Origin of the sequence: Bradyrhizobium cytisi, from assembly GCF_008123515.1 — a bacterium.
GTDB lineage: Bacteria > Pseudomonadota > Alphaproteobacteria > Rhizobiales > Xanthobacteraceae > Bradyrhizobium > Bradyrhizobium cytisi.
Genome location: NZ_VSSR01000021.1, coordinates 336,234 through 354,319 on the forward strand (window position 1 = coordinate 336,234; position 18,086 = coordinate 354,319).

The 18,086-nt window shown below is 63.6% G+C and carries 20 protein-coding genes; 12 read left to right on the forward strand and 8 right to left on the reverse strand.

Annotated elements, in window-relative coordinates; all coding sequences use genetic code 11:
* The first annotated feature begins 4 nt into the window (after positions 1 to 4).
* Positions 5 to 487 (forward strand): cyanase, encoded by a 483-nt coding sequence (gene cynS / locus FXB38_RS14185; RefSeq protein ID WP_148751459.1) that lies wholly within the window; start codon positions 5 to 7, stop codon positions 485 to 487.
* A 66-nt stretch (positions 488 to 553) separates the two neighbouring features.
* Here the strand turns inward: cynS and purB are convergent, their stop codons facing one another.
* Positions 554 to 2,005, reverse strand: coding sequence for an adenylosuccinate lyase (gene purB, locus FXB38_RS14190; protein ID WP_246229884.1), 1,452 nt, complete (start codon positions 2,003 to 2,005; stop codon positions 554 to 556).
* Between the two features lie 85 nt (positions 2,006 to 2,090).
* Entirely contained in the window at positions 2,091 to 2,414 is a 324-nt protein-coding gene (locus FXB38_RS14195) for a DUF1476 domain-containing protein (RefSeq protein WP_148751460.1), read from the reverse strand.
* Between the two features lie 320 nt (positions 2,415 to 2,734).
* Between FXB38_RS14195 and purC the strand changes: the two genes are divergently transcribed.
* Together purC and purS are read left to right on the forward strand one after the other, a co-directional pair.
* Positions 2,735 to 3,502, forward strand: a complete 768-nt coding sequence (purC, locus tag FXB38_RS14200) for a phosphoribosylaminoimidazolesuccinocarboxamide synthase (protein ID WP_172782948.1) — start codon at positions 2,735 to 2,737, stop codon at positions 3,500 to 3,502.
* A gap of 13 nt (positions 3,503 to 3,515) precedes the next feature.
* Entirely contained in the window at positions 3,516 to 3,755 is a 240-nt protein-coding gene (gene purS, locus FXB38_RS14205) for a phosphoribosylformylglycinamidine synthase subunit PurS (protein WP_148751461.1), read from the forward strand.
* Positions 3,756 to 3,769: 14 nt separating this feature from the next.
* On the opposite strand, the gene corA is transcribed toward purS, so the two are convergent.
* A complete protein-coding gene (corA, locus tag FXB38_RS14210; protein WP_148751462.1) occupies positions 3,770 to 4,786 on the reverse strand; it encodes a magnesium/cobalt transporter CorA in 1,017 nt (338 codons plus the stop codon).
* A gap of 167 nt (positions 4,787 to 4,953) precedes the next feature.
* On the opposite strand from corA, the gene purQ reads away from it, so the two are divergent.
* Positions 4,954 to 5,655 carry a phosphoribosylformylglycinamidine synthase subunit PurQ gene (purQ, locus tag FXB38_RS14215; protein WP_148751463.1) on the forward strand — a complete coding sequence of 234 codons (702 nt, stop codon included), beginning with the start codon at positions 4,954 to 4,956 and terminating at the stop codon, positions 5,653 to 5,655.
* Positions 5,652 to 6,626: a tripartite tricarboxylate transporter substrate binding protein BugD gene (locus FXB38_RS14220; protein ID WP_148751464.1), complete on the forward strand. Its 975-nt coding sequence runs from the start codon at positions 5,652 to 5,654 to the stop codon at positions 6,624 to 6,626. Before purQ ends, FXB38_RS14220 begins: the two co-directional genes overlap by 4 nt.
* A 38-nt stretch (positions 6,627 to 6,664) precedes the next feature.
* Here the strand turns inward: FXB38_RS14220 and FXB38_RS14225 are convergent, their stop codons facing one another.
* A complete protein-coding gene (locus FXB38_RS14225) occupies positions 6,665 to 7,144 on the reverse strand; it encodes a PaaI family thioesterase (RefSeq protein WP_148751465.1) in 480 nt (159 codons plus the stop codon).
* A 184-nt stretch (positions 7,145 to 7,328) separates the two neighbouring features.
* On the opposite strand from FXB38_RS14225, the gene purL reads away from it, so the two are divergent.
* On the forward strand, positions 7,329 to 9,539 hold the full coding sequence (gene purL / locus FXB38_RS14230; protein ID WP_148751466.1) for a phosphoribosylformylglycinamidine synthase subunit PurL: 2,211 nt from the start codon (positions 7,329 to 7,331) through the stop codon (positions 9,537 to 9,539).
* 16 nt (positions 9,540 to 9,555) lie between these two features.
* On the opposite strand, the gene FXB38_RS14235 is transcribed toward purL, so the two are convergent.
* On the reverse strand, positions 9,556 to 10,746 hold the full coding sequence (locus tag FXB38_RS14235; RefSeq protein ID WP_148751467.1) for an acyltransferase family protein: 1,191 nt from the start codon (positions 10,744 to 10,746) through the stop codon (positions 9,556 to 9,558).
* A 184-nt stretch (positions 10,747 to 10,930) separates the two neighbouring features.
* Between FXB38_RS14235 and FXB38_RS14240 the strand changes: the two genes are divergently transcribed.
* On the forward strand, positions 10,931 to 11,104 hold the full coding sequence (locus FXB38_RS14240; RefSeq protein WP_092228199.1) for a DUF1328 domain-containing protein: 174 nt from the start codon (positions 10,931 to 10,933) through the stop codon (positions 11,102 to 11,104).
* Positions 11,105 to 11,231: 127 nt separating this feature from the next.
* On the opposite strand, the gene FXB38_RS14245 is transcribed toward FXB38_RS14240, so the two are convergent.
* Positions 11,232 to 11,591, reverse strand: coding sequence for a DUF427 domain-containing protein (locus FXB38_RS14245; RefSeq protein ID WP_148751468.1), 360 nt, complete (start codon positions 11,589 to 11,591; stop codon positions 11,232 to 11,234).
* Between the two features lie 210 nt (positions 11,592 to 11,801).
* On the opposite strand from FXB38_RS14245, the gene FXB38_RS14250 reads away from it, so the two are divergent.
* Both FXB38_RS14250 and FXB38_RS14255 read left to right on the forward strand, forming a co-directional pair.
* Positions 11,802 to 12,038, forward strand: a complete 237-nt coding sequence (locus FXB38_RS14250) for a BolA/IbaG family iron-sulfur metabolism protein (protein WP_148751469.1) — start codon at positions 11,802 to 11,804, stop codon at positions 12,036 to 12,038.
* Positions 12,039 to 12,077: 39 nt separating this feature from the next.
* Positions 12,078 to 13,271 carry a low temperature requirement protein A gene (locus tag FXB38_RS14255; protein ID WP_187434881.1) on the forward strand — a complete coding sequence of 398 codons (1,194 nt, stop codon included), beginning with the start codon at positions 12,078 to 12,080 and terminating at the stop codon, positions 13,269 to 13,271.
* A 29-nt stretch (positions 13,272 to 13,300) separates the two neighbouring features.
* Here the strand turns inward: FXB38_RS14255 and egtD are convergent, their stop codons facing one another.
* On the reverse strand, positions 13,301 to 14,272 hold the full coding sequence (gene egtD, locus FXB38_RS14260) for an L-histidine N(alpha)-methyltransferase (RefSeq protein ID WP_187434864.1): 972 nt from the start codon (positions 14,270 to 14,272) through the stop codon (positions 13,301 to 13,303).
* 60 nt (positions 14,273 to 14,332) lie between these two features.
* Positions 14,333 to 15,631: an ergothioneine biosynthesis protein EgtB gene (gene egtB, locus FXB38_RS14265; protein WP_187434865.1), complete on the reverse strand. Its 1,299-nt coding sequence runs from the start codon at positions 15,629 to 15,631 to the stop codon at positions 14,333 to 14,335.
* Between the two features lie 239 nt (positions 15,632 to 15,870).
* Between egtB and grxD the strand changes: the two genes are divergently transcribed.
* From grxD to FXB38_RS14280, 3 genes are read left to right on the forward strand one after another with little or no spacing between them, the layout of a single operon-like run.
* On the forward strand, positions 15,871 to 16,197 hold the full coding sequence (grxD, locus tag FXB38_RS14270; protein WP_148751473.1) for a Grx4 family monothiol glutaredoxin: 327 nt from the start codon (positions 15,871 to 15,873) through the stop codon (positions 16,195 to 16,197).
* A 3-nt stretch (positions 16,198 to 16,200) separates the two neighbouring features.
* Complete coding sequence (locus FXB38_RS14275) at positions 16,201 to 16,752, forward strand: O-acetyl-ADP-ribose deacetylase (RefSeq protein ID WP_148751474.1); 552 nt, start codon at positions 16,201 to 16,203, stop codon at positions 16,750 to 16,752.
* A gap of 46 nt (positions 16,753 to 16,798) precedes the next feature.
* Positions 16,799 to 18,085: a serine hydrolase domain-containing protein gene (locus FXB38_RS14280; RefSeq protein ID WP_187434866.1), complete on the forward strand. Its 1,287-nt coding sequence runs from the start codon at positions 16,799 to 16,801 to the stop codon at positions 18,083 to 18,085.
* Position 18,086: the final 1 nt, after the last annotated feature.

Sequence of the window (18,086 nt, forward strand, 5' to 3'; positions counted from 1 at the left end):
TGACATGAAACGCGAAGACCTCACCGAGAAGCTGCTCGACATCAAGCGCGAGAAGGGCTGGAGCTGGAAATACATCTGCGAGAAGATCGGCGGCTATTCCGAGGTGCTGATAACAGGCGCGATCCTCGGCCAGATGAAATTGACAAAGCCGCAAGCCGCGAACGCCGCTGAACTGTTCGGCCTGTCGAAGTCCGAGACCACCATGCTCAACGAGACGCCGATGCGCGGCATGCCGATGCCGCCGACCGATCCCTTGATCTATCGTTTCTACGAACTGGTCATGGTGAACGGGCCGGCGTGGAAGGCGCTGATCGAGGAGGAGTACGGCGACGGCATCATGTCGGCGATCGACTTCGACATGGTGATGGAGCGCCTGCCGAACCCGAAGGGCGACCGCGTCAAGATCACGATGTCGGGCAAGTTCCTGCCGTACAAATACTACGGCGCCAGCGGCAATGTGCCGGAATATGGCTTCAAGGAGGAATAGAGGGCGAATGGCGAATTGCGAGTAGCGAATGGAATCTTCCACTCGCTATTCGCCACTCACCATTCGCTACAAGATCGCGCCGGGCGTGTACTTGGCCGCTTCAGGCTTTGCCTTCGCCAGCGCATCAACCTGCTCGGCGAAGTAGTCGACCTGGGCGCCGGCATCGCCGGAATTGGCGCGGCCGTGATCGAGCACCTGCTGCAGCTCGGCTTCGCTCAAGCCGAGGCGCTGATCGGCGGCAAGGCGCTGCAGCAGGTCGTTCTGCACGATCGTGCCGGTGCGCAGGTCGCGGATGGCCGCAACCGCGTGCTCCTTGATCGCCTCGTGTGCGCCTTCGCGGCCGGCCCCCTTCTTCACCGCTTCCATCATGACCGTGGTGGTCAGCAGGAAGGGCAGGTAGCGGTTGAGCTCGGTCGCGACGACGGCGTCGAACACTTCCATCTGGTCGAGCACGGAGAGCAGGGTCTCGAGCAGGCCGTCCATGGCGAGGAAGGCGTCCGGCAGCATGACGCGGCGGACGACCGAGCAGGAGACGTCGCCCTCGTTCCATTGATCGCCGGCGAGGCCGGCGGCCATGGCGAGATAGCCCTTCAGCACGACATGCAGGCCGTTGATGCGCTCGCAGGAGCGGCTGTTCATCTTGTGCGGCATCGCGGACGAGCCGACCTGGCCTTTGGCAAAACCTTCGCTGGCGAGCTCGTGGCCCGCCATGAGGCGAATGGTCTTCGCGAAATTGCCGGGACCGCTGGCGAGCTCGACGAGCACGCTGACCGCGCGAAAGTCGAGGCTGCGCGGATAGACCTGGCCGACCGCATCAAAACTCCTGGGCAGGCCGAGGTGGACGAGAATGCGCTGCTCGAGCGCGCGGGCCTTGCCGGCATCGCCGTTGAATAGCGTGATCTGATCGAGCCGGGTGCCGACCGCGCCCTTCAGGCCGCGCGCGGGATAGGTGTCGAGCACGTTGACCAGGCTCTGATGCCCAATCAGCATCTCTTCGCCGAACATGGCGATGCGCTTGCCGAGCGTCGTGACCTGCGCGGCCACGTTGTGCGTGCGCGCCGTGAACGGCATGTCGCGCAATTGCTTGGCATGCCCGGCAAAGCGAATGAGCGCGGCGATGCTCTTGGTCTCGATGAGCTGCAGCCCGCGGTAGACCTGCAGCTGCTCCACGTTCTCGGTGAGGTCGCGGCTGGTCATGCCCTTGTGCAGGTGCTCATGACCGGCCAGTTCGCAGAACTCCTCGATCCGCGCCTTCACGTCGTGGCGGGTGATGCGCTCGCGCCGCATGATAGAGGCCAGGTCGACCTGGTCCTTGACGCGCTCGTAAGCCTCGATCACGCCATCGGGCACGGGAATGCCGAGATCGCGCTGGCCTTTCAGCACGGCGATCCAGTAGTCGCGTTCGAGGCGAACCTTGCCTTCGCCGCTCCAGATGGCGCGCATCGCGGGCGAGGCATAGCGTTGGGCGAGGACGTTGGAGATGTGATCTTGGGCGTGATCCTGGGACATGCCGCTCATTTGGCATTGCCCGGGGCTCGCCGCAAGCTGTTATGGAGCGAGCGGCCAACGGGGTTTACCTCGCCATTCGCCGCTCCCAGCGGGCCTATTTTCCAGCCTTCACCTCGGCGGCCGCGACCGCAATCAGCTCACTCATCTTGGCGCGAATCGCCTGCTCGGTGACGGCGACGTTCCCGGCGGCGAAATCGGCCATGACCTTGCGCAGGACGTCGCCGTCGCCGGCCTCCTCGAAATCGGCCGCGACCACCTCCTTGGCATAGGCGGTAGCGGCTTCGCCTGATATTCCGAGCTTTTCGGCCGCCCACAGCCCCAGCAGCCGGTTACGGCGGGCTTCCGCCCTGAATTTCTGCTCCTCGTCGAGGGCAAACTTCTTCTCAAAGCCTTCCTCGCGCTTGTTGAATTCGCTCATGCGTCTTCCAATTCCCCTGGGGCTGTCGATGTGGGGGCCTCGTTGCGAGGGCCCCTGCGCATGCCTAGATAGGGGGCACGAATCGGCGAAACAACGAGCCGTAAAGCCGCAGGCAAGGTGGTATAAGTCAGCGTCGGACGGGCCGGATCGATTGTGCTGGGACAGCCAATCGGATAGGTTGCCTAAAGGCTTGGTTCCCGTTCTGTTTCCAAGGATTCGGATGGGGTTCCAGGCCGTTCACGGCAGCTCCGCTGTGGGTCGTAACCTGGTAACCGGAGCACACCAAACACATGGATTTCAACAAAACACGGTACATCCCAATGAGCCGTCGGCGTCGCATTTATGAAGGCAAGGCAAAGGTTCTCTATGAAGGTCCGGAGCCTGGTACCCTGATCCAGCACTTCAAGGATGACGCCACCGCGTTCAATGCGAAGAAGCATCAGGTGATCGAGGGCAAGGGTGTCCTCAACAACCGGATCTCGGAGTACCTGTTTCAGCACCTCAACGACATCGGGGTGCCGACCCACTTCATCCGCCGCCTCAACATGCGCGAGCAGTTGATTCGCGAGGTCGAGATCGTGCCGCTCGAGGTGGTGGTGCGGAACGTTGCCGCCGGCTCGCTGTCGCAGCGCCTCGGCATCGAGGAGGGCACCCAGCTGCCCCGTTCGATCATCGAATTCTATTACAAGAACGACCAGCTCAACGACCCCATGGTGTCGGAAGAGCACATCACTGCCTTCGGCTGGGCCACGCCGCAGGAGATCGACGACATCATGGCGCTCGCCATCCGCGTCAACGACTTCCTCACCGGCCTCTTCCTCGGCATCGGCATCCGCCTCGTCGACTTCAAGATGGAATGCGGCCGGTTGTTCGAGAACGAGATGATGCGCATCATCGTCGCCGACGAGATCTCGCCGGATAGCTGCCGTCTGTGGGACATCAAGTCGAACGAGAAGCTCGACAAGGATCGTTTCCGCAGGGATCTCGGCGGCCTGCTCGAGGCCTATACCGAGGTCGCCAAGCGCCTCGGCATCCTCATGGAGAACGAGCGTCCGCAGGGCACCGGTCCGGTGCTGGTGAAGAGCTGAAGAGGGTTTTGACGTGAAGGCACGTGTTACCGTTACCCTGAAGACCGGCATCCTCGATCCGCAGGGCAAGGCCATCGAAGGCGCGCTGAAGTCGCTCGGCGTCGACGGCGTCGCCACCGTCCGGCAGGGCAAGGTGTTCGACATCGAGCTCGCCGGCGCCGACAAGGCCAAGGCGGAAGCCGCGCTGAAGGAAGCCGCCGACAAGCTGCTCGCCAACACCGTGATCGAGAACTACCGGGTCGAGATCGTGTAACTCGTGCGGGCGCGTCACAGCCATCCGACGCGGCGGAAGCGCCAGTACAATCCGAGGCAGGCGAGCGCCATCAATCCCAACACGATGAAGTAGCCGTATTCCAGCTGTAGCTCCGGGATGTACTTGAAGTTCATCCCATAGATGCCGGCGACTGCGGTCGGGACGGCCAGGATCGCAAGCCAGGAGGCGAGCTTCTTCGACACCGCCGTCTCCTGCGCCTGGCCGACCAGCAGGCTCGCCTCAAAAGCGAAGGCCAGCACCTCGCGCATGGAATCGATGCGCTCCTGGATGTTGCGGACGTGGTCGGTGACGTCGCGGAACAGGGTCTGCATCGCCGGGCGCACCATCGACAACTCGTCATGCTCCAGCCGGCGGCAGACTTCGACCAGGGGCCCGACGGCATTGCGCAGCCGCAACAGGTCGCGGCGCAGCATGTACAGCCGTTCGATCTGCGCCTTGGTGATCGCGTTCGAGAGCACGTAGTCCTCGATCTCCTCGACCTCCTCGTGAATGCTCTCGAGCACAGGGGAGTAGTTGTCGACGATGAAATCGAGGATCGCATAGAGGATATAGTCCTCGCCTCGCGCCAGCGCCCGCGGACAGCTCTCGCAGCGTTCGCGCACCGCCGTGTAGGAGGTCGAGGCGCCGTGACGGACCGTCACGAGATAACCGTCGCCGATGAAGATGTGGGTCTCGCCGAAGGCGATCCGGCCCTCGATCAATTGCGCCGTGCGCGCGACGATGAACAGGGCCTCGCCATATTGCTCGATCTTGGGCCGCTGATGGGCGTTGTTGGCGTCCTCGATGGCGAGCTCGTGCAGGTCGAATTGCTTCTGCACCGCGCCGAGCAGCGCCATGTCGGGCTCGTGCAGCCCGATCCAGACCACATGGCCGGGCTTGGCCCGCCAGCTCGACGCCTCGCTGATGGCGATGTTGGCGACGCGCCGGCCATCGACATAGGCGCCGGCGGCGACGACGCCCTCTGCGGAGACCGGTTCGGACTCGGATGTGGGCAGTGACGGGACATTCATGGCTTCAATCCCGGGCAAAATACTTGGGCAGACGCGCCGTGGTCATGGCCTGTGCACAAGGCCGTCCGGCGAGGCTAGCACTGGTAAAATCCCCGTCAAATGGCTATGTCTCTTCACGATTTGGCCCGCGGGCCAACCCGATTCCCACCCTCGTTGGAACCTGAATCATGAAAGCCGCCATCCTCGTCTTTCCCGGAATCAACCGCGAGCGCGACATGGCGCGCGCGCTGAGGCTGATCTCGGGCCACGAGCCTGCGATGGTGTGGCACGCCGAGACGTCGCTGCCTGATGGCACCGATCTCGTGGTGGTGCCCGGCGGCTTCTCCTACGGCGATTATCTGCGCTGTGGTGCGATTGCGGCGCGGGCGCCGGTGATGGATGCGGTGCGCGACTATGCGGCCAAGGGCGGGCTCGTGCTCGGCGTCTGCAACGGTTTCCAGATCCTCTGCGAATCCGGCCTGCTGCCGGGCGTGCTGATGCGCAATGCTCGGCTGAAATTCATCTGCAAGGACGTGCATCTGCGCGTCGAGCGCTCTGATACGCCGTTCACCCGCGGCTACAATGCCGGCCAGGTGATCCGCGTGCCGGTCGCGCACGGCGAGGGCAATTACGAGGCGGACGAAGAAACCATCAAGCGCATCGAGGGCGAGGGGCGGGTGCTCTATCGCTACTGCTCGGCCGACGGTGCGGTCGACGAGAACCACAACATCAACGGCGCGGCGCATTCCATCGCCGGCCTCGTCAACGACAAGGGCAACGTGCTCGGCATGATGCCGCACCCGGAAAATCACGTCGAAGACATCATGGGCTGCACCGATGGCCGCGGCCTGTTCGCAGGTCTCACCGCGCATCTGGAAAAGGCCGCGTGATTTCCTTCGTGGTGAAGCGTGCACTCGCCGCGTTCGCGGTGCTCTTGTTCGCGACGGCTGCGTTCGCGCAGGATTTTCCAAAACATCCGATCACCATGATCGTGCCGTTCGCGGCCGGCGGCACCTCGGACGTGATCGCGCGCACGGTGGCCGAACAGATGGGCGTGGCGCTCGGCCAGTCCATCGTGATCGAGAACGTTGCGGGGGCCGGCGGCTCGACCGCGCTGGCACGCGCTTCGCGTGCCGAGCCTGATGGTTACACCATCGCGATCGGCAATGCCGGCACCAATGCCGCGACCTACACGATCTATCCCAAGCTGCCGTTCACGCCGGAGTCTTTTGCGCCGATCGGCATGGTGGCCAAGACCTTCGGCATCATCGCGCTACGCAAGGATTTTCCGGCGAAAGATCTGAAGGAGTTCATCGCCTACGCCAAGGCCAACCCGGGCAAGATCAATCTCGGCCATGCCGGCGTCGGCTCGTCGAACTACCTCATCTGCAAGAGTTTCGTGACGGCCGCCGGGATCGACGCGACGCTGGTCGGCTATCGCGGCGCGTCGCCCGCGCTGACCGATGCGATCGGCAGCCAGATCGACGGCGTCTGTGACGCAGCGGCCTCGGTCTCGCAGTCGATCAACGAAAAGCTGGTGAAAGGGCTCGTGGTCGGCTCGACGGTGCGGCTCGCGACGCTGCCCGATCTGCCGACATCAGCCGAAGCCGGCCTGCCCGAATTCGAGGCGCAGGGCTGGAACGGCCTGTTCGCGCCCAAGGGCACGCCGCCGACCATCATCGCCAGGCTGAACGCGGCTGCGCGCGCGGCCGTGGAAACCGACGCGGTGAAGAAGCGTTTTGCCGAGCTTTCGACCGTCGCGCCCGATCCCGACGAGCACACGCCCGAGGTGCTGCAAAAGCTCGTGACACGCGACGTAGAGAAATACCGGAAGATGCTGGCCGACGAGGGCAAGCAGTAGAGGTTCGCGCTAGCGGCGCGAAAATGAAAAGTGCGGCGCTATGCGTTTGCCTGCAGTGCCGGCTTCCGCTTCACGCGTTTGATCGTGCCGGAGAACGTGAACAGCGGCCGGTCGGCTGAGCTCAGCTTGCCCCGCAGGAAGATCAGGGAGCCACCGGCCCGGGACACTTCGCCTGTGCATTCGACCAGCTCGCCCTCGCGCGCCGCGTCGAGGAAATCGCAGGCGAAATTGGTGGTCACGGCCGGGCCATCCAACTCGTGGGTGGCGATTGCGAACAGGCAATAGTCCGCGAAGGCCATGAAGCAGCCGCCGTGGACATTTCCGGAGCCGTTGAGGTGCTTTTTCTCGACCCGGAAGGCGCAGCGAATGCTGCCGTCGTCCTCGATCTTGTGCCAGAACGGGCCGATATGGCTCTCAAAACTATCGCGAATCCAGGTCCGCCACCCACTGAACTCGCCCTCGGTGGCGACGTGCAGATCGGGACGGCGGGACGGGGTCACTTTGGTCAATTCGTGCAAGGAAATGGGCCTTCAATTGCGGGTCTTTAGCCCTTAAATCCGATCCGTCAGCGCCTTGCAATTCCCGTTCCCGCCGACCCTCCTTGCAAAACGTGGGACAGCGGGAAAATGCGTCATAAAGGGCTTTTCGTGAGGCCCCGATGTTCCTAAGAACGGCCAAACGCCCGCCGAAAGCCCAAAATCCATGAAGAACGAACCCAAGATCACCCCCGAACTGGTTGCCGCCCATGGGCTCAAGCCCGACGAGTATGAGCGCATCCTGAAGCTGATCGGGCGGGAGCCGACCTTCACCGAGCTCGGCATTTTCTCGGCAATGTGGAACGAGCACTGCTCGTACAAATCCTCGCGCATCCATCTGAAGGGCCTGCCGACCAAGGCGCCCTGGGTGATTCAGGGGCCCGGCGAGAACGCCGGCGTGATCGACATCGGCGATGGCCAGGCCGTGGTATTCAAGATGGAGAGCCACAACCACCCGAGCTACATCGAGCCCTATCAAGGCGCGACCACCGGCGTCGGCGGCATTTTGCGCGACGTCTTCACCATGGGCGCGCGCCCGATCGCCTGCCTCAACGCGCTAAGCTTCGGCGCGCCCGAGCACGCCAAGACCCGGCATCTCGTGTCCGGCGTCGTTGCCGGTGTCGGCGGCTACGGCAATTCCTTCGGCGTGCCCACGGTCGGCGGCCAGGTGCGCTTCCACACGCGTTATGATGGCAACATCCTCGTCAACGCGATGGCGGTCGGTCTCGCCGATGCCGACAAGATCTTCTATGCGGCCGCCTCCGGCGTGAACATGCCGATCGTGTATCTCGGCTCCAAAACGGGCCGCGACGGCATCCACGGCGCCTCGATGGCGTCGGCCGAGTTCGACGACAAGTCCGAGGAGAAGCGCCCGACGGTGCAGGTCGGCGATCCCTTCGCCGAGAAACTTCTGCTCGAGGCCTGCCTCGAGATCATGGAGAAGGGCTGCGTCATCGCGATCCAGGACATGGGTGCGGCGGGCCTGACCTGCTCGGCGGTCGAGATGGGCGCCAAGGGCGACCTCGGCGTCGACCTCGATCTCGACGCGGTGCCGACCCGCGAGACCGGCATGAGCGCCTACGAGATGATGCTCTCGGAGAGCCAGGAGCGCATGCTCATGGTGCTCAAGCCCGAGAAGGAACAGGAAGCCGAGGCGATCTTCAGGAAATGGGGCCTCGACTTTGCCGTCGTCGGCTACACCACGCCGAGCAAGCGCTTCGTGGTCAAGCATGGCGGCGACGTCATGGCCGATCTGCCGATCAAGGAGCTCGGCGACGAGGCGCCGCTCTACGACCGTCCGCATGTTCCCTCCGCCGCGCTGCCGATCGTGCATGCGCGCGAAGTGCCGGCGCCGATGGCGCTCGGTGCGGCGCTGGAGAAGCTGATCGGCACGCCCGACATGTGCAGCAAGCGCTGGGTCTGGGAGCAGTACGACCACGTCATCCTCGGTAACACCATGCAGCGCCCCGGCGGCGACGCCGCGGTCGTGCGCGTGCAGGACGGGCCGAAGGGCCTGGCGCTTACCGTCGACGTCACGCCGCGCTATTGCGAAGCCGATCCTTACCAGGGCGGCATGCAGGCGGTGGCGGAGGCCTGGCGCAACATCACGGCCGTCGGCGGCAAGCCGCTCGCGATCACCGACAATCTCAATTTCGGCAATCCCGAGCGCCCTGAGATCATGGGCCAGCTCGTCGGTTGCCTGAAGGGCATCTCGGAAGCCTGCCGCGCGCTCGACTTCCCGGTCGTCTCCGGCAACGTCTCGCTCTACAACGAGACCAACGGCCGCGCGATCCTGCCGACGCCCTCGATCGGCGGCGTCGGCCTGCTCGACGATTTCACTAAGTCTTCGTCGCTCGCCTTCAAGGCGGAGGGCGAGGCGATCCTCCTGATCGGCGACACCCATGGCTGGCTCGGCCAGTCCGTTTATCTGCGCGACATCTGCGGTCGCGAGGAGGGCGCGCCGCCGCCGGTCGACCTTGCTGCCGAGAAGCGCAACGGCGACTGCGTGCGCGGCATGATCCATGCGGGCACTGCAACCGCCGTGCACGATCTTTCCGACGGTGGCCTGCTGATCGCGCTCGCCGAAATGGCGATGGCGGGCGGCATCGGCGCGAAGCTGCTGGCAGCACCGGCGGCGCTCGTGCCGCAGGCCTACTGGTTCGGCGAGGACCAGGCGCGCTATCTCGTCACCGTGCCGGAAACCGAAGCCGGCCGCGTACTCGCCAAGATGCGCGGCTGTGAGGTGCCCTGCGTGCGCATCGGCACCACAGGTGGCGATGCGATAGCGATCGCGGGCGAGGCGCCGGTTGCGATCGACACGCTGCGGACGTCGCACGAGCGCTGGTTGCCGGATTATATGGGCGGGAAGGCGGCGTAAGCCGCCCTCCCCAAACTCACAGCACCTTCGTTGCCCCGGGGATTTGGCGCAAGGCGCGCGTCAGCGCCCAACTGAACGCGACCGTCAGCACGAATCCCATCGTCGCCTTGACGATCGCTGGCAGGTCATAGTCGAACAGCCAGTATTGCAGCCAAAGCGCGATCGGGTAGTGCACCAAAAACATGCCAAAGGCGTCCGCCTGCATCGGATCGAGTAGTCTGGCCGAACCCGATTGCTTGAACCTCTGGAAGAAGGCCAGGATGAGAAACATGATGGCCACGCTGAAGACAGCGAAGCAGATAGCATAGAGCCCCTCATACCAGTTCGGCAGCGGCGACGGATTTCCCAGTATTTCGCGCTTGATGAAGATCAGTACCCAGAGCAGGCAATACGGAACGATCGCCAAGACCATCCAGTCCCAACTGACCTTCGCCATCCGGCCGTCAGCCGCGAGCAGTCCGCGGTCCATATTCGCGACGCCGATGCCGGCACCGAAAAAGAAGTAGCTCGCATAGAGCATCACGCGCCCGTGCTGCACCGAGAAGGGCCCGAACTCGAACCAGCTGCTTGGCCCAAAATACATCAGCCCGGGAACATAGAACGCTGCGGTGACGGCAAGCATGACCGCGAAGAACACCGCCGGCCGGCGGCGGCCGTGCAGCGACAGGCGATTGATCGGATCGAGCAGGTTGGGTGACAGTCGATGCAGGATGCAGGCAACCACGTCGAAGGCGAACAGGACCCAGAGGAACCAGATCGGCCCGCTCGGCCACGGGCCCTTCGTGACCATATTCCACCAGTACTCCGAGAAGCCGATCTCGGGATTGTGCCGGAGCGAGATCGCGTAGTAGGCGAGCGGAATGATCGTGAATGCGCAAATCACGAACGGCAGCCCAAGCCGCAGCAGGCGATCTGCCAAATAGCTCGGCGCCCCCTTGCGGGCGATGCCTGACCACGCAAACAAGCCCGACAGAAAAAAGAACATCGCCATGAAGAAGCTATCGGTAGCGAGCACGATCATGTCGAAGCCGAAGAAGGACTTCGGGTCGGTATGACCGAAATAGGTATAGGGGATGACAGCGTGATGCAGCAGCACCACCAGCGTCAGGAAGGTGCGGGCGCGGTCGAGCGACAGGTTGCGCGTCTTGCTTTTTGGCGCAGCATGCGCTTCGGCGCCAATCGTCGCTGACTGTGAGATCGTGCTCATGGTTGCCCCGGTTGTGCCTCTGTCGCTACACGACTCTGCCGCCGGGAACCCGATTCAGCAAGGGCAGTTTGTGCCGCGACGACCTTCCGTCGTGCGTCTAGGAACCAGCTCCGCGCAACGCGGTTAGCGTTTCCGAAACCGGTGAGGGCCGCCGATTGCAGTGGCCACTGTCGCGGAGCTGGCGATGACGATCTTGAAATGGGCGCTGATCTTCCTGCTGATCTCGATCGTGGCAGGTGTGCTCGGCTTCACCGGCATCTCGGCCGCCTCCGCCGACGTCGCCCGCTTCCTGTTCTATGTCTTCGTCGTGATCTTCCTGGTGCTGCTGATACTCGGGCTCACGATCTTCAGGGCGTAGCGGCGCTGCTCCCACACGCCCAGTCGTCGTGCCCGGGCTTGTCCCGGGCATCCACGTCTTCGTTCTGACTGCCAAGAACCTGGATGGCCGGGACAAGCCCGGCCATGACGACGGCACAGAACGTGGACTACCCCACTTCCTCGATCTTCACCTTGTCCGGATAGAAGGCGAGATGGCCAGTGATCTCGGTCATCGCGGGGAAGGGCGTCTCATAGGTCCAGATGGCGTTATCGAGCGTCTTGCCGTCGGCCTTGATGCTGTAATAGCTGGCGTCCCCCTTGTAGGGGCAGTGGGTGGTGCGCTCGGTGCGCTCCAGCAGCGCCATGTTGGCATCCTCGCGCGGCACATATTGCACCGCCGGATATTTGGCCTCTTTCAGCGTCAGCGCCTTGGCGCTCTCGGCAATCACGACATCACCCGCCGTGACGCGGACGCGCCGGGGGTTTTGGGTGATGGTGATGGGGTGGTCGGGGCCTGGAAGCTTCATGATTTCACGCCTTTTCGATCAATCTGCCACGCGCGGCACTTTGTCGTGCCTTTATCCTGATGGGATCAGGGATATAGTGCCTGAAGGCGTGACGTAGAAGGCCGTTCACGCTAAGTTTGGCCCTGCCGGCAAGTTTGGCTTTGCAGGGCCGGACCCCGGCAAGGCGATTCGACGCCGAGGCTGTAAGCCGACACAAGGAGCAAGACCCGAATGCCCATGGACGCCCACGATATCGAGGCGATGATCAAGGCCGCAATCCCCGATGCCGAGGTGACCATCCGTGACCTCGCCGGCGATGGCGACCATTATGCCGCGACCGTGATCTCGGAATCCTTCCGCGGCAAATCCCGCGTCCAGCAGCACCAGATCGTCTATCGGTCCCTGCAGGGTCAGATGGGCGGCGTGCTGCATGCGCTGGCGCTGCAAACCGGCGTACCAAGTACTTGAATAATTTGGACCTGACCTGATCGCGCGACGGGGACGATGATGGCGGCCGACAACCCGCGCGGCGCGATGTTTCGCGTGGTCGTGCCGAACCAGCCGAGCCGCGTCACCAATGCCGAGCTGTTCTTCGACCTCGTCTTCGTCTTCGCCGTCACCCAGATCTCGCACACGCTGCTGCACCACTTCACGCCGCTCGGGGCGGTCGAGGTCACGCTGCTGTTCCTGGCGGTGTGGTGGGTGTGGGTCTACACCGCCTGGGTCACCAACTGGCTCAACCCCGAGCTGACGCCGGTCCGCATCCTGATCTTCCTGATGATGCTGGGCGGCCTCGTGCTGTCGACGACCATCCCGGGCGCGTTCGAGGGGCGCGGGCTGTGGTTTGCGCTCGCCTATGCGGTCATGCAGGTTGGACGCACTGCCTTCTGGCTGTTTGCGACCCCGCGCCATCGCACCGCCGTGCGGCACAATGCGATCCGCATCCTGGTCTGGCTCTCCTGCTCCGCCGTGTTCTGGATCCTCGGCGGTCTGGCCCATGCCGAGCAGAGGCTGTGGTTCTGGATCGTGGCGCTGACGATCGAATACGTCTCGCCCGCGGTGCGCTTCTGGGTGCCGAAGCTGGGCTTCTCGTCGGTCGAGGCCTGGGCGGTCGAGGGCAACCACATGGCCGAGCGCTGCGCCGGCTTCATCATTATCGCCCTCGGTGAAGCCGTCGTCGTCAACGGCGCGACCTTTGCCGAGCTGGACTGGACCGCAGACAACATCCTGGCCTTCCTCTCGTGCCTGGTCGGCAGCATCGCGATGTGGTGGGTCTATTTCCACAAGGGCGCCGAGGCCGGCTCCGAGCGGATCTCGAAGAGCGCGGAATCCGGCCGGCTGGCGCGGCTCGCCTACACCTATCTGCACATGCCGATCGTCGCCGGCATCATCCTGACCGCGGTTTCGGACGAGCTGGTGCTGAAGCACCCGACCGGACATTCCGACGTCCGCACCATCGTGAGCACGATCGGTGGCCCCTTGGTGTTTCTGGTCGGCACCATCCTGTTCAAGCACACGATCCGCGGGTTTCTCCAGCTCTCGCACGGCATCGGCATCATCTTGCTGATGGCGCTGTGGTGGTTCGCCGCCGATCTCTCGCCCTTATGGCTGTCGGTTGCGACCAGCGCGATCATGATCGTCGTCGCGGTGTGGGAGTCGGTGTCGCTGGGATCGAAGCCGGAAGAAGCCGCGGAGCGTTAAGCTGGCGGCCGCCGGTAGCTCCGGAACGTTTACTCCGCCGCCTCCAGCGCGTGCACCGAGAACATCTTCGCGGCATCCGTCCAGCTCTCGCGCACTCGCCAGCCGGCGCTCTGCGCCAGCGCGGCGAAACGCTCGAGGCTGTATTTGTAGCTGTTCTCGGTGTGAATGCTCTCGCCGGGCTTGAACGAGAAGCTGGTCCCGAGCAGGCGCACCGTCTGGCTCTTCCGGCTGATCAGGTGCATCTCGATGCGGTGCCGCTCGTGATTGTAGATCGCGCCATGGCTGAAGGCGGAGAGGTCGAAATTGCCGCCGAGCTCGCGGTTGATCCGCACCAGCACATTGAGGTTGAAACGCGCGGTGACGCCGGCCGCGTCGTTATAGGCAGCGTGGAGCACGCGCTCCTCTTTCTCCAGGTCGGCGCCGATGATCATCTGCGCGCCCTTCCCCAGGATTTGGCGGGCACTCTTCAAGAAGGCCTGCGCCTCATGCGGCTCGAAATTGCCGATGGTCGAGCCGGGGAAGAAGCCGACCTTGGGCATGGACGCGACCGCCTTGGGCAGCTCGAACGGCGTGGTGAAGTCGGCGGCCACCGGATAGATGCTGAGCGAGGGGAAATCCCGCTTCAGCCCGTTGGCCTGTGCCTTCAGGAAATCGCCGGAGATATCGACGGGCACATAGGCTGCGAACTTGCAGTGGTTGAGCAGCAGGCGGACTTTCGTGGTCGCGCCTGCTCCGAACTCGACCAGCGCGGCATGTTCGGGAATGATCTTAGCGATCTCGCTGCCGCGCTCCTTCAGGATCGCAAGCTCGGTGCGCGTCGGATAATATTCCGGCAGGCGCGTGATCGCCTCGAACAGCTCCGATCCGGTCGCGTCATAAAAATATTTCGGCGACAGTTTTTTCGGCTGCTGCGAGAGGTCCCCGATGGCCTCGCGGGCGAAGGCAGTCGTCTGCTCGTCGGGGAGATGGGCTTCGGCCAAAGCGCTGGCATGCACATTCATGATACTCTCCTGAACGCGCTGTCCGGCGCGCATTTGTCGTCGGATGAGACTTCAAAGACTTCAGACGTAATCGGCGAGCCGCAACCCCGTGAACTGCCAGCGGTGGTGCGGATAGAAGAAGTTGCGGTATGTGACACGGCTGTGACCGTCCGGCGTCGCGAGCGAGGAGCCGCGCAGCACCAGCTGGTTGACCATGAACTTGCCGTTGTACTCGCCGAGTGCGCCCTCAATGGCGCGGTAGCCGGGGTAGGGTGAATACGAAGAACGCGTCCACTGCCAGACGATGCCGAAGGCGTCGTTGAGCTGGCCGGCGCGCGCGGCAACCTCCCATTCCATCTCGGTCGGCAGGTGTTTTCCGGCCCAGCGCGCAAACGCATCGGCCTCGTAATAGCTGAGGTGGCAGACCGGCGCGTCGGGATCGACCGGCGTGACGCCGGCGAGCGTCATCAGCTGCCATGCGCCGTCGACCTCGCGCCAATGGCCCGGAGCCTGCCAGTCTTCCTTGCTTGCCGCGGCGAAGCCGTCCATCAGCCACAGCGTTGCGGTCCGGTAGCCGCCGTCGCGCATGAAGGCGAGCCATTCGCCATTGGTGACGAGATTGCGGGCGATCTTGACCGGGCCGACGAGAGCGCGGTGCGCCGGCTTCTCGTTATCGAAATGGAAGCTGTCCTCGACATGGCCGACGGTGTGGATGCCTTCGTTGAGCGTCAGCCAATGGTCGCCGGTGCGCGTCGCGGCTGGAAAGCGCCAGTCCTTGTCATAGGACGGATAGACCGGATTCTGCGCGAAGGCGTGCAGGATGTCGGTGAACATCAATTCCTGATGCTGCTGCTCGTGGTTCAGCCCGACCTCGACCAGTGGCGCCAGAGCGCGGAGCTCGTCTTCGCCAGCTTCGCGGAAGAATTTGACGACCGCCGCATCGACATAACGGCGATAGGCGCCGACCTCGTCGGCACTGGGACGGGTGATGTCGCCGCGATGATTGCGGGCGTGACGGGGACCGGCGCTGACATAATAGGAATTGAACAGGAAGGCGAAGTCGGGGTGGAAGGGACGGTAGCCGGCGGCATGCTCGCCGAGCAAGAACTGCTCCCAGAACCAGGTGGTATGCGCCCGGTGCCATTTGATGGGGCTCGCGTCCGCCATGGACTGGATCTGCTGGTCCTCGGGCGAGAGCGGCGCGGCTCGGCGCTCCGTCTCGTTGCGGACGGCAAGAAACGCGGTCTCCAGCCCCTGCGCGAGGCCGTCCGGGGCGGCCGACCGTGACGAAAGCGGTGAGGTGGCCGTGGCGGAGGCTTGTTTCGTCACGTTTTTCTCCAGACAGGACAAGAGAACGTTGTTGGCGGGACCCGGTTCCAAAACCGAGGTTCGTCCTAGATAGGGGCTCTGTTACGGTATGAAAGTCCTCCCCGCTGATGATATTCGTGCCGTCATGCAATGGGGCCGGGGCCGTCAGGCCTGGCCCCGGGGGGCCGTTCGCCGCCATTTTACTTTGGATGCACAACGGTTTGGGCTACATATATAGCCAGGTATCGGGTTAGATCGGCTGAGCCGGCCCGGATTGATAGGTGAGGGCTCTGCCCCAGAAGGACACGGATATGAGCATCGCGGAATTCATCGACAACGAAGTGAAGTCGAACGACGTGGTTCTGTTCATGAAGGGTACGCCGCAATTTCCGCAGTGCGGTTTCTCCGGCCAGGTCGTCCAGATCCTCGACCATATCGGCGTCGGTTATAAGGGCCTCAACGTCCTCGAATCGGCCGAACTGCGTAACGGCATCAAGGACTACTCGAACTGGCCGACGATCCCGCAGCTCTACGTGAAGGGCGAGTTCGTCGGCGGTTGCGACATCGTCCGCGAGATGTTCCAGGCCGGCGAATTGCAGCAGCTCTTGTCCGAGAAGGGCGTTGCGGTCGCGGCCTGATCCGTGACGGTGCTGACGCGCCGGATCGGCGCCGTCCAGCTCGACATCATCGTGGCTGACATCACGACTCTCGGCGTTGACGCCATCGTCAACGCCGCCAACACGTCGCTCCTTGGCGGGGGCGGCGTGGACGGCGCGATCCATCGGGCGGCCGGACCCGAGCTCGTCGCCGAATGCCGCACGCTCCATGGCTGCAACACCGGCGATGCCAGGATCACCAAGGGATATCGGCTCAAGGCCGCGCATGTGATCCACACCGTCGGACCGGTCTGGACCGGCGGCACAAGCGGCGAGGACGATCTGCTCGCCTCCTGCTATCGCCGCGCGATGGAGCTGTGCGGAAAGCACAAGCTGACCTCGGTGGCGTTCCCCGCGATTTCGACCGGCATTTATCGTTTTCCAGCTGACCGGGCGGCCGAGATCGCTGTCCGCGCGATTGTCGAAATGCTGCCCGGCGCGCCATCCGTTGGTCGGGTCGTGTTCTGCTGCTTCTCCGAGCCAAGCGCCAAACTCCATGCCGAGGCGCTCGCGCGACACGGCAGCCCTTGTGCCTGATGACGCCGTCAGTACACTCCGCCCGGCCATGTTCCGGGGAGGGGATATGATTTTACGTTTTGGGCTACGCGCGTTCGTTTGCGGCGCGCTCGTCTCGTTTGGCACGATGTCGCTCGCGCGCGCGGAGGGCACTTACGAGATTCCAGCCGGCGCGCATTTCAATCAGGACAAGCTCGCCAAGGTCACCGAGTTCTTCAAGAACGAGGTCGCGACCGGCAAGATTGCGGGTGCAACCGTGCTGATCAAGCAGCACGGCAAGCCGGTCTACCACGAAGCCTTCGGCGTGCAGGACGTGGTCAGCAAGGCGCCGATCACCGACAAGACGATCTTCCGACTGTTCTCGATGAGCAAGGCCATCACCGCGGTTGCCGCGATGAAAATGCTCGAGGACGGCAAGATCAAGCTCGACGATCCGGTCTCGAAATACATCCCGTCCTTCGCGAATGTGAAGGTCGGCGTCGAGAAGAAGGCCGAGGACGGCACCAAGTCGCTCGAGCTGGTGCCGCCGAACCGGCCGATGACGGTGAAGGATCTGATGACGCACACCTCGGGCGTCACCTACGGCTTTTATGGCGACAGCCTGGTCCGCAAGGCCTATCGAGACGCCAATATCTATGCCGGCGATTTCGACCTCGCTGAGTTCGCCGAGCGCATCGCAAAGCTGCCGCTGCATAACCAGCCGGGCGCGCTCTGGCAATACGGCCATTCCACCGACATTCTTGCGCGCGTGATGGAAGTCGCGGCGGGCAAGCCGCTGCTCGATATCGAGCGGGAGACGCTGCTCGGTCCGCTCGGCATGGTCGACACCGGCTTCCTCGTCACGGACCCCGAGAAGCAGAAGCTGCTGGCGCAGCCGGTGCTGAATGACAGCGATTTCCGGGTCGGCCGGATCAACGATCCGACGGTCGTCAAGAAGATCCAGTTCGCCAGCGGCGGCATGGTGACGACCATGGCGGACTATGAGCGCTTTGCGCAGATGCTGCTCAACGGCGGCAGCCTCGACGGCAAGACCATCCTCAAGCCCGAGACGTTCAAGCAGATGGTGAGCGACCAGGTCGGCCCGAATTCCGGCGTCGGTCGTGACTATTTCTACTTTCCCGGCGACGGTTTCGGCTTCGGACTCGGTCTTGCCGTCCGCACCGATCCCGGCAACGCAAAACCGCCGCCGCCCGGCGATCTCGGAGAATTGAAGTGGGACGGCGCCTCCGGCTGCTATTTCGTGATCGACCCCAAGCAGGACATGTTCTTTGTGCTGCTGGAACAGACCCCGACCGAGCGCCAGCGCATCCAACGGACATTGAAGCAACTGGTCTATGAATCCATGGAGAACTGAC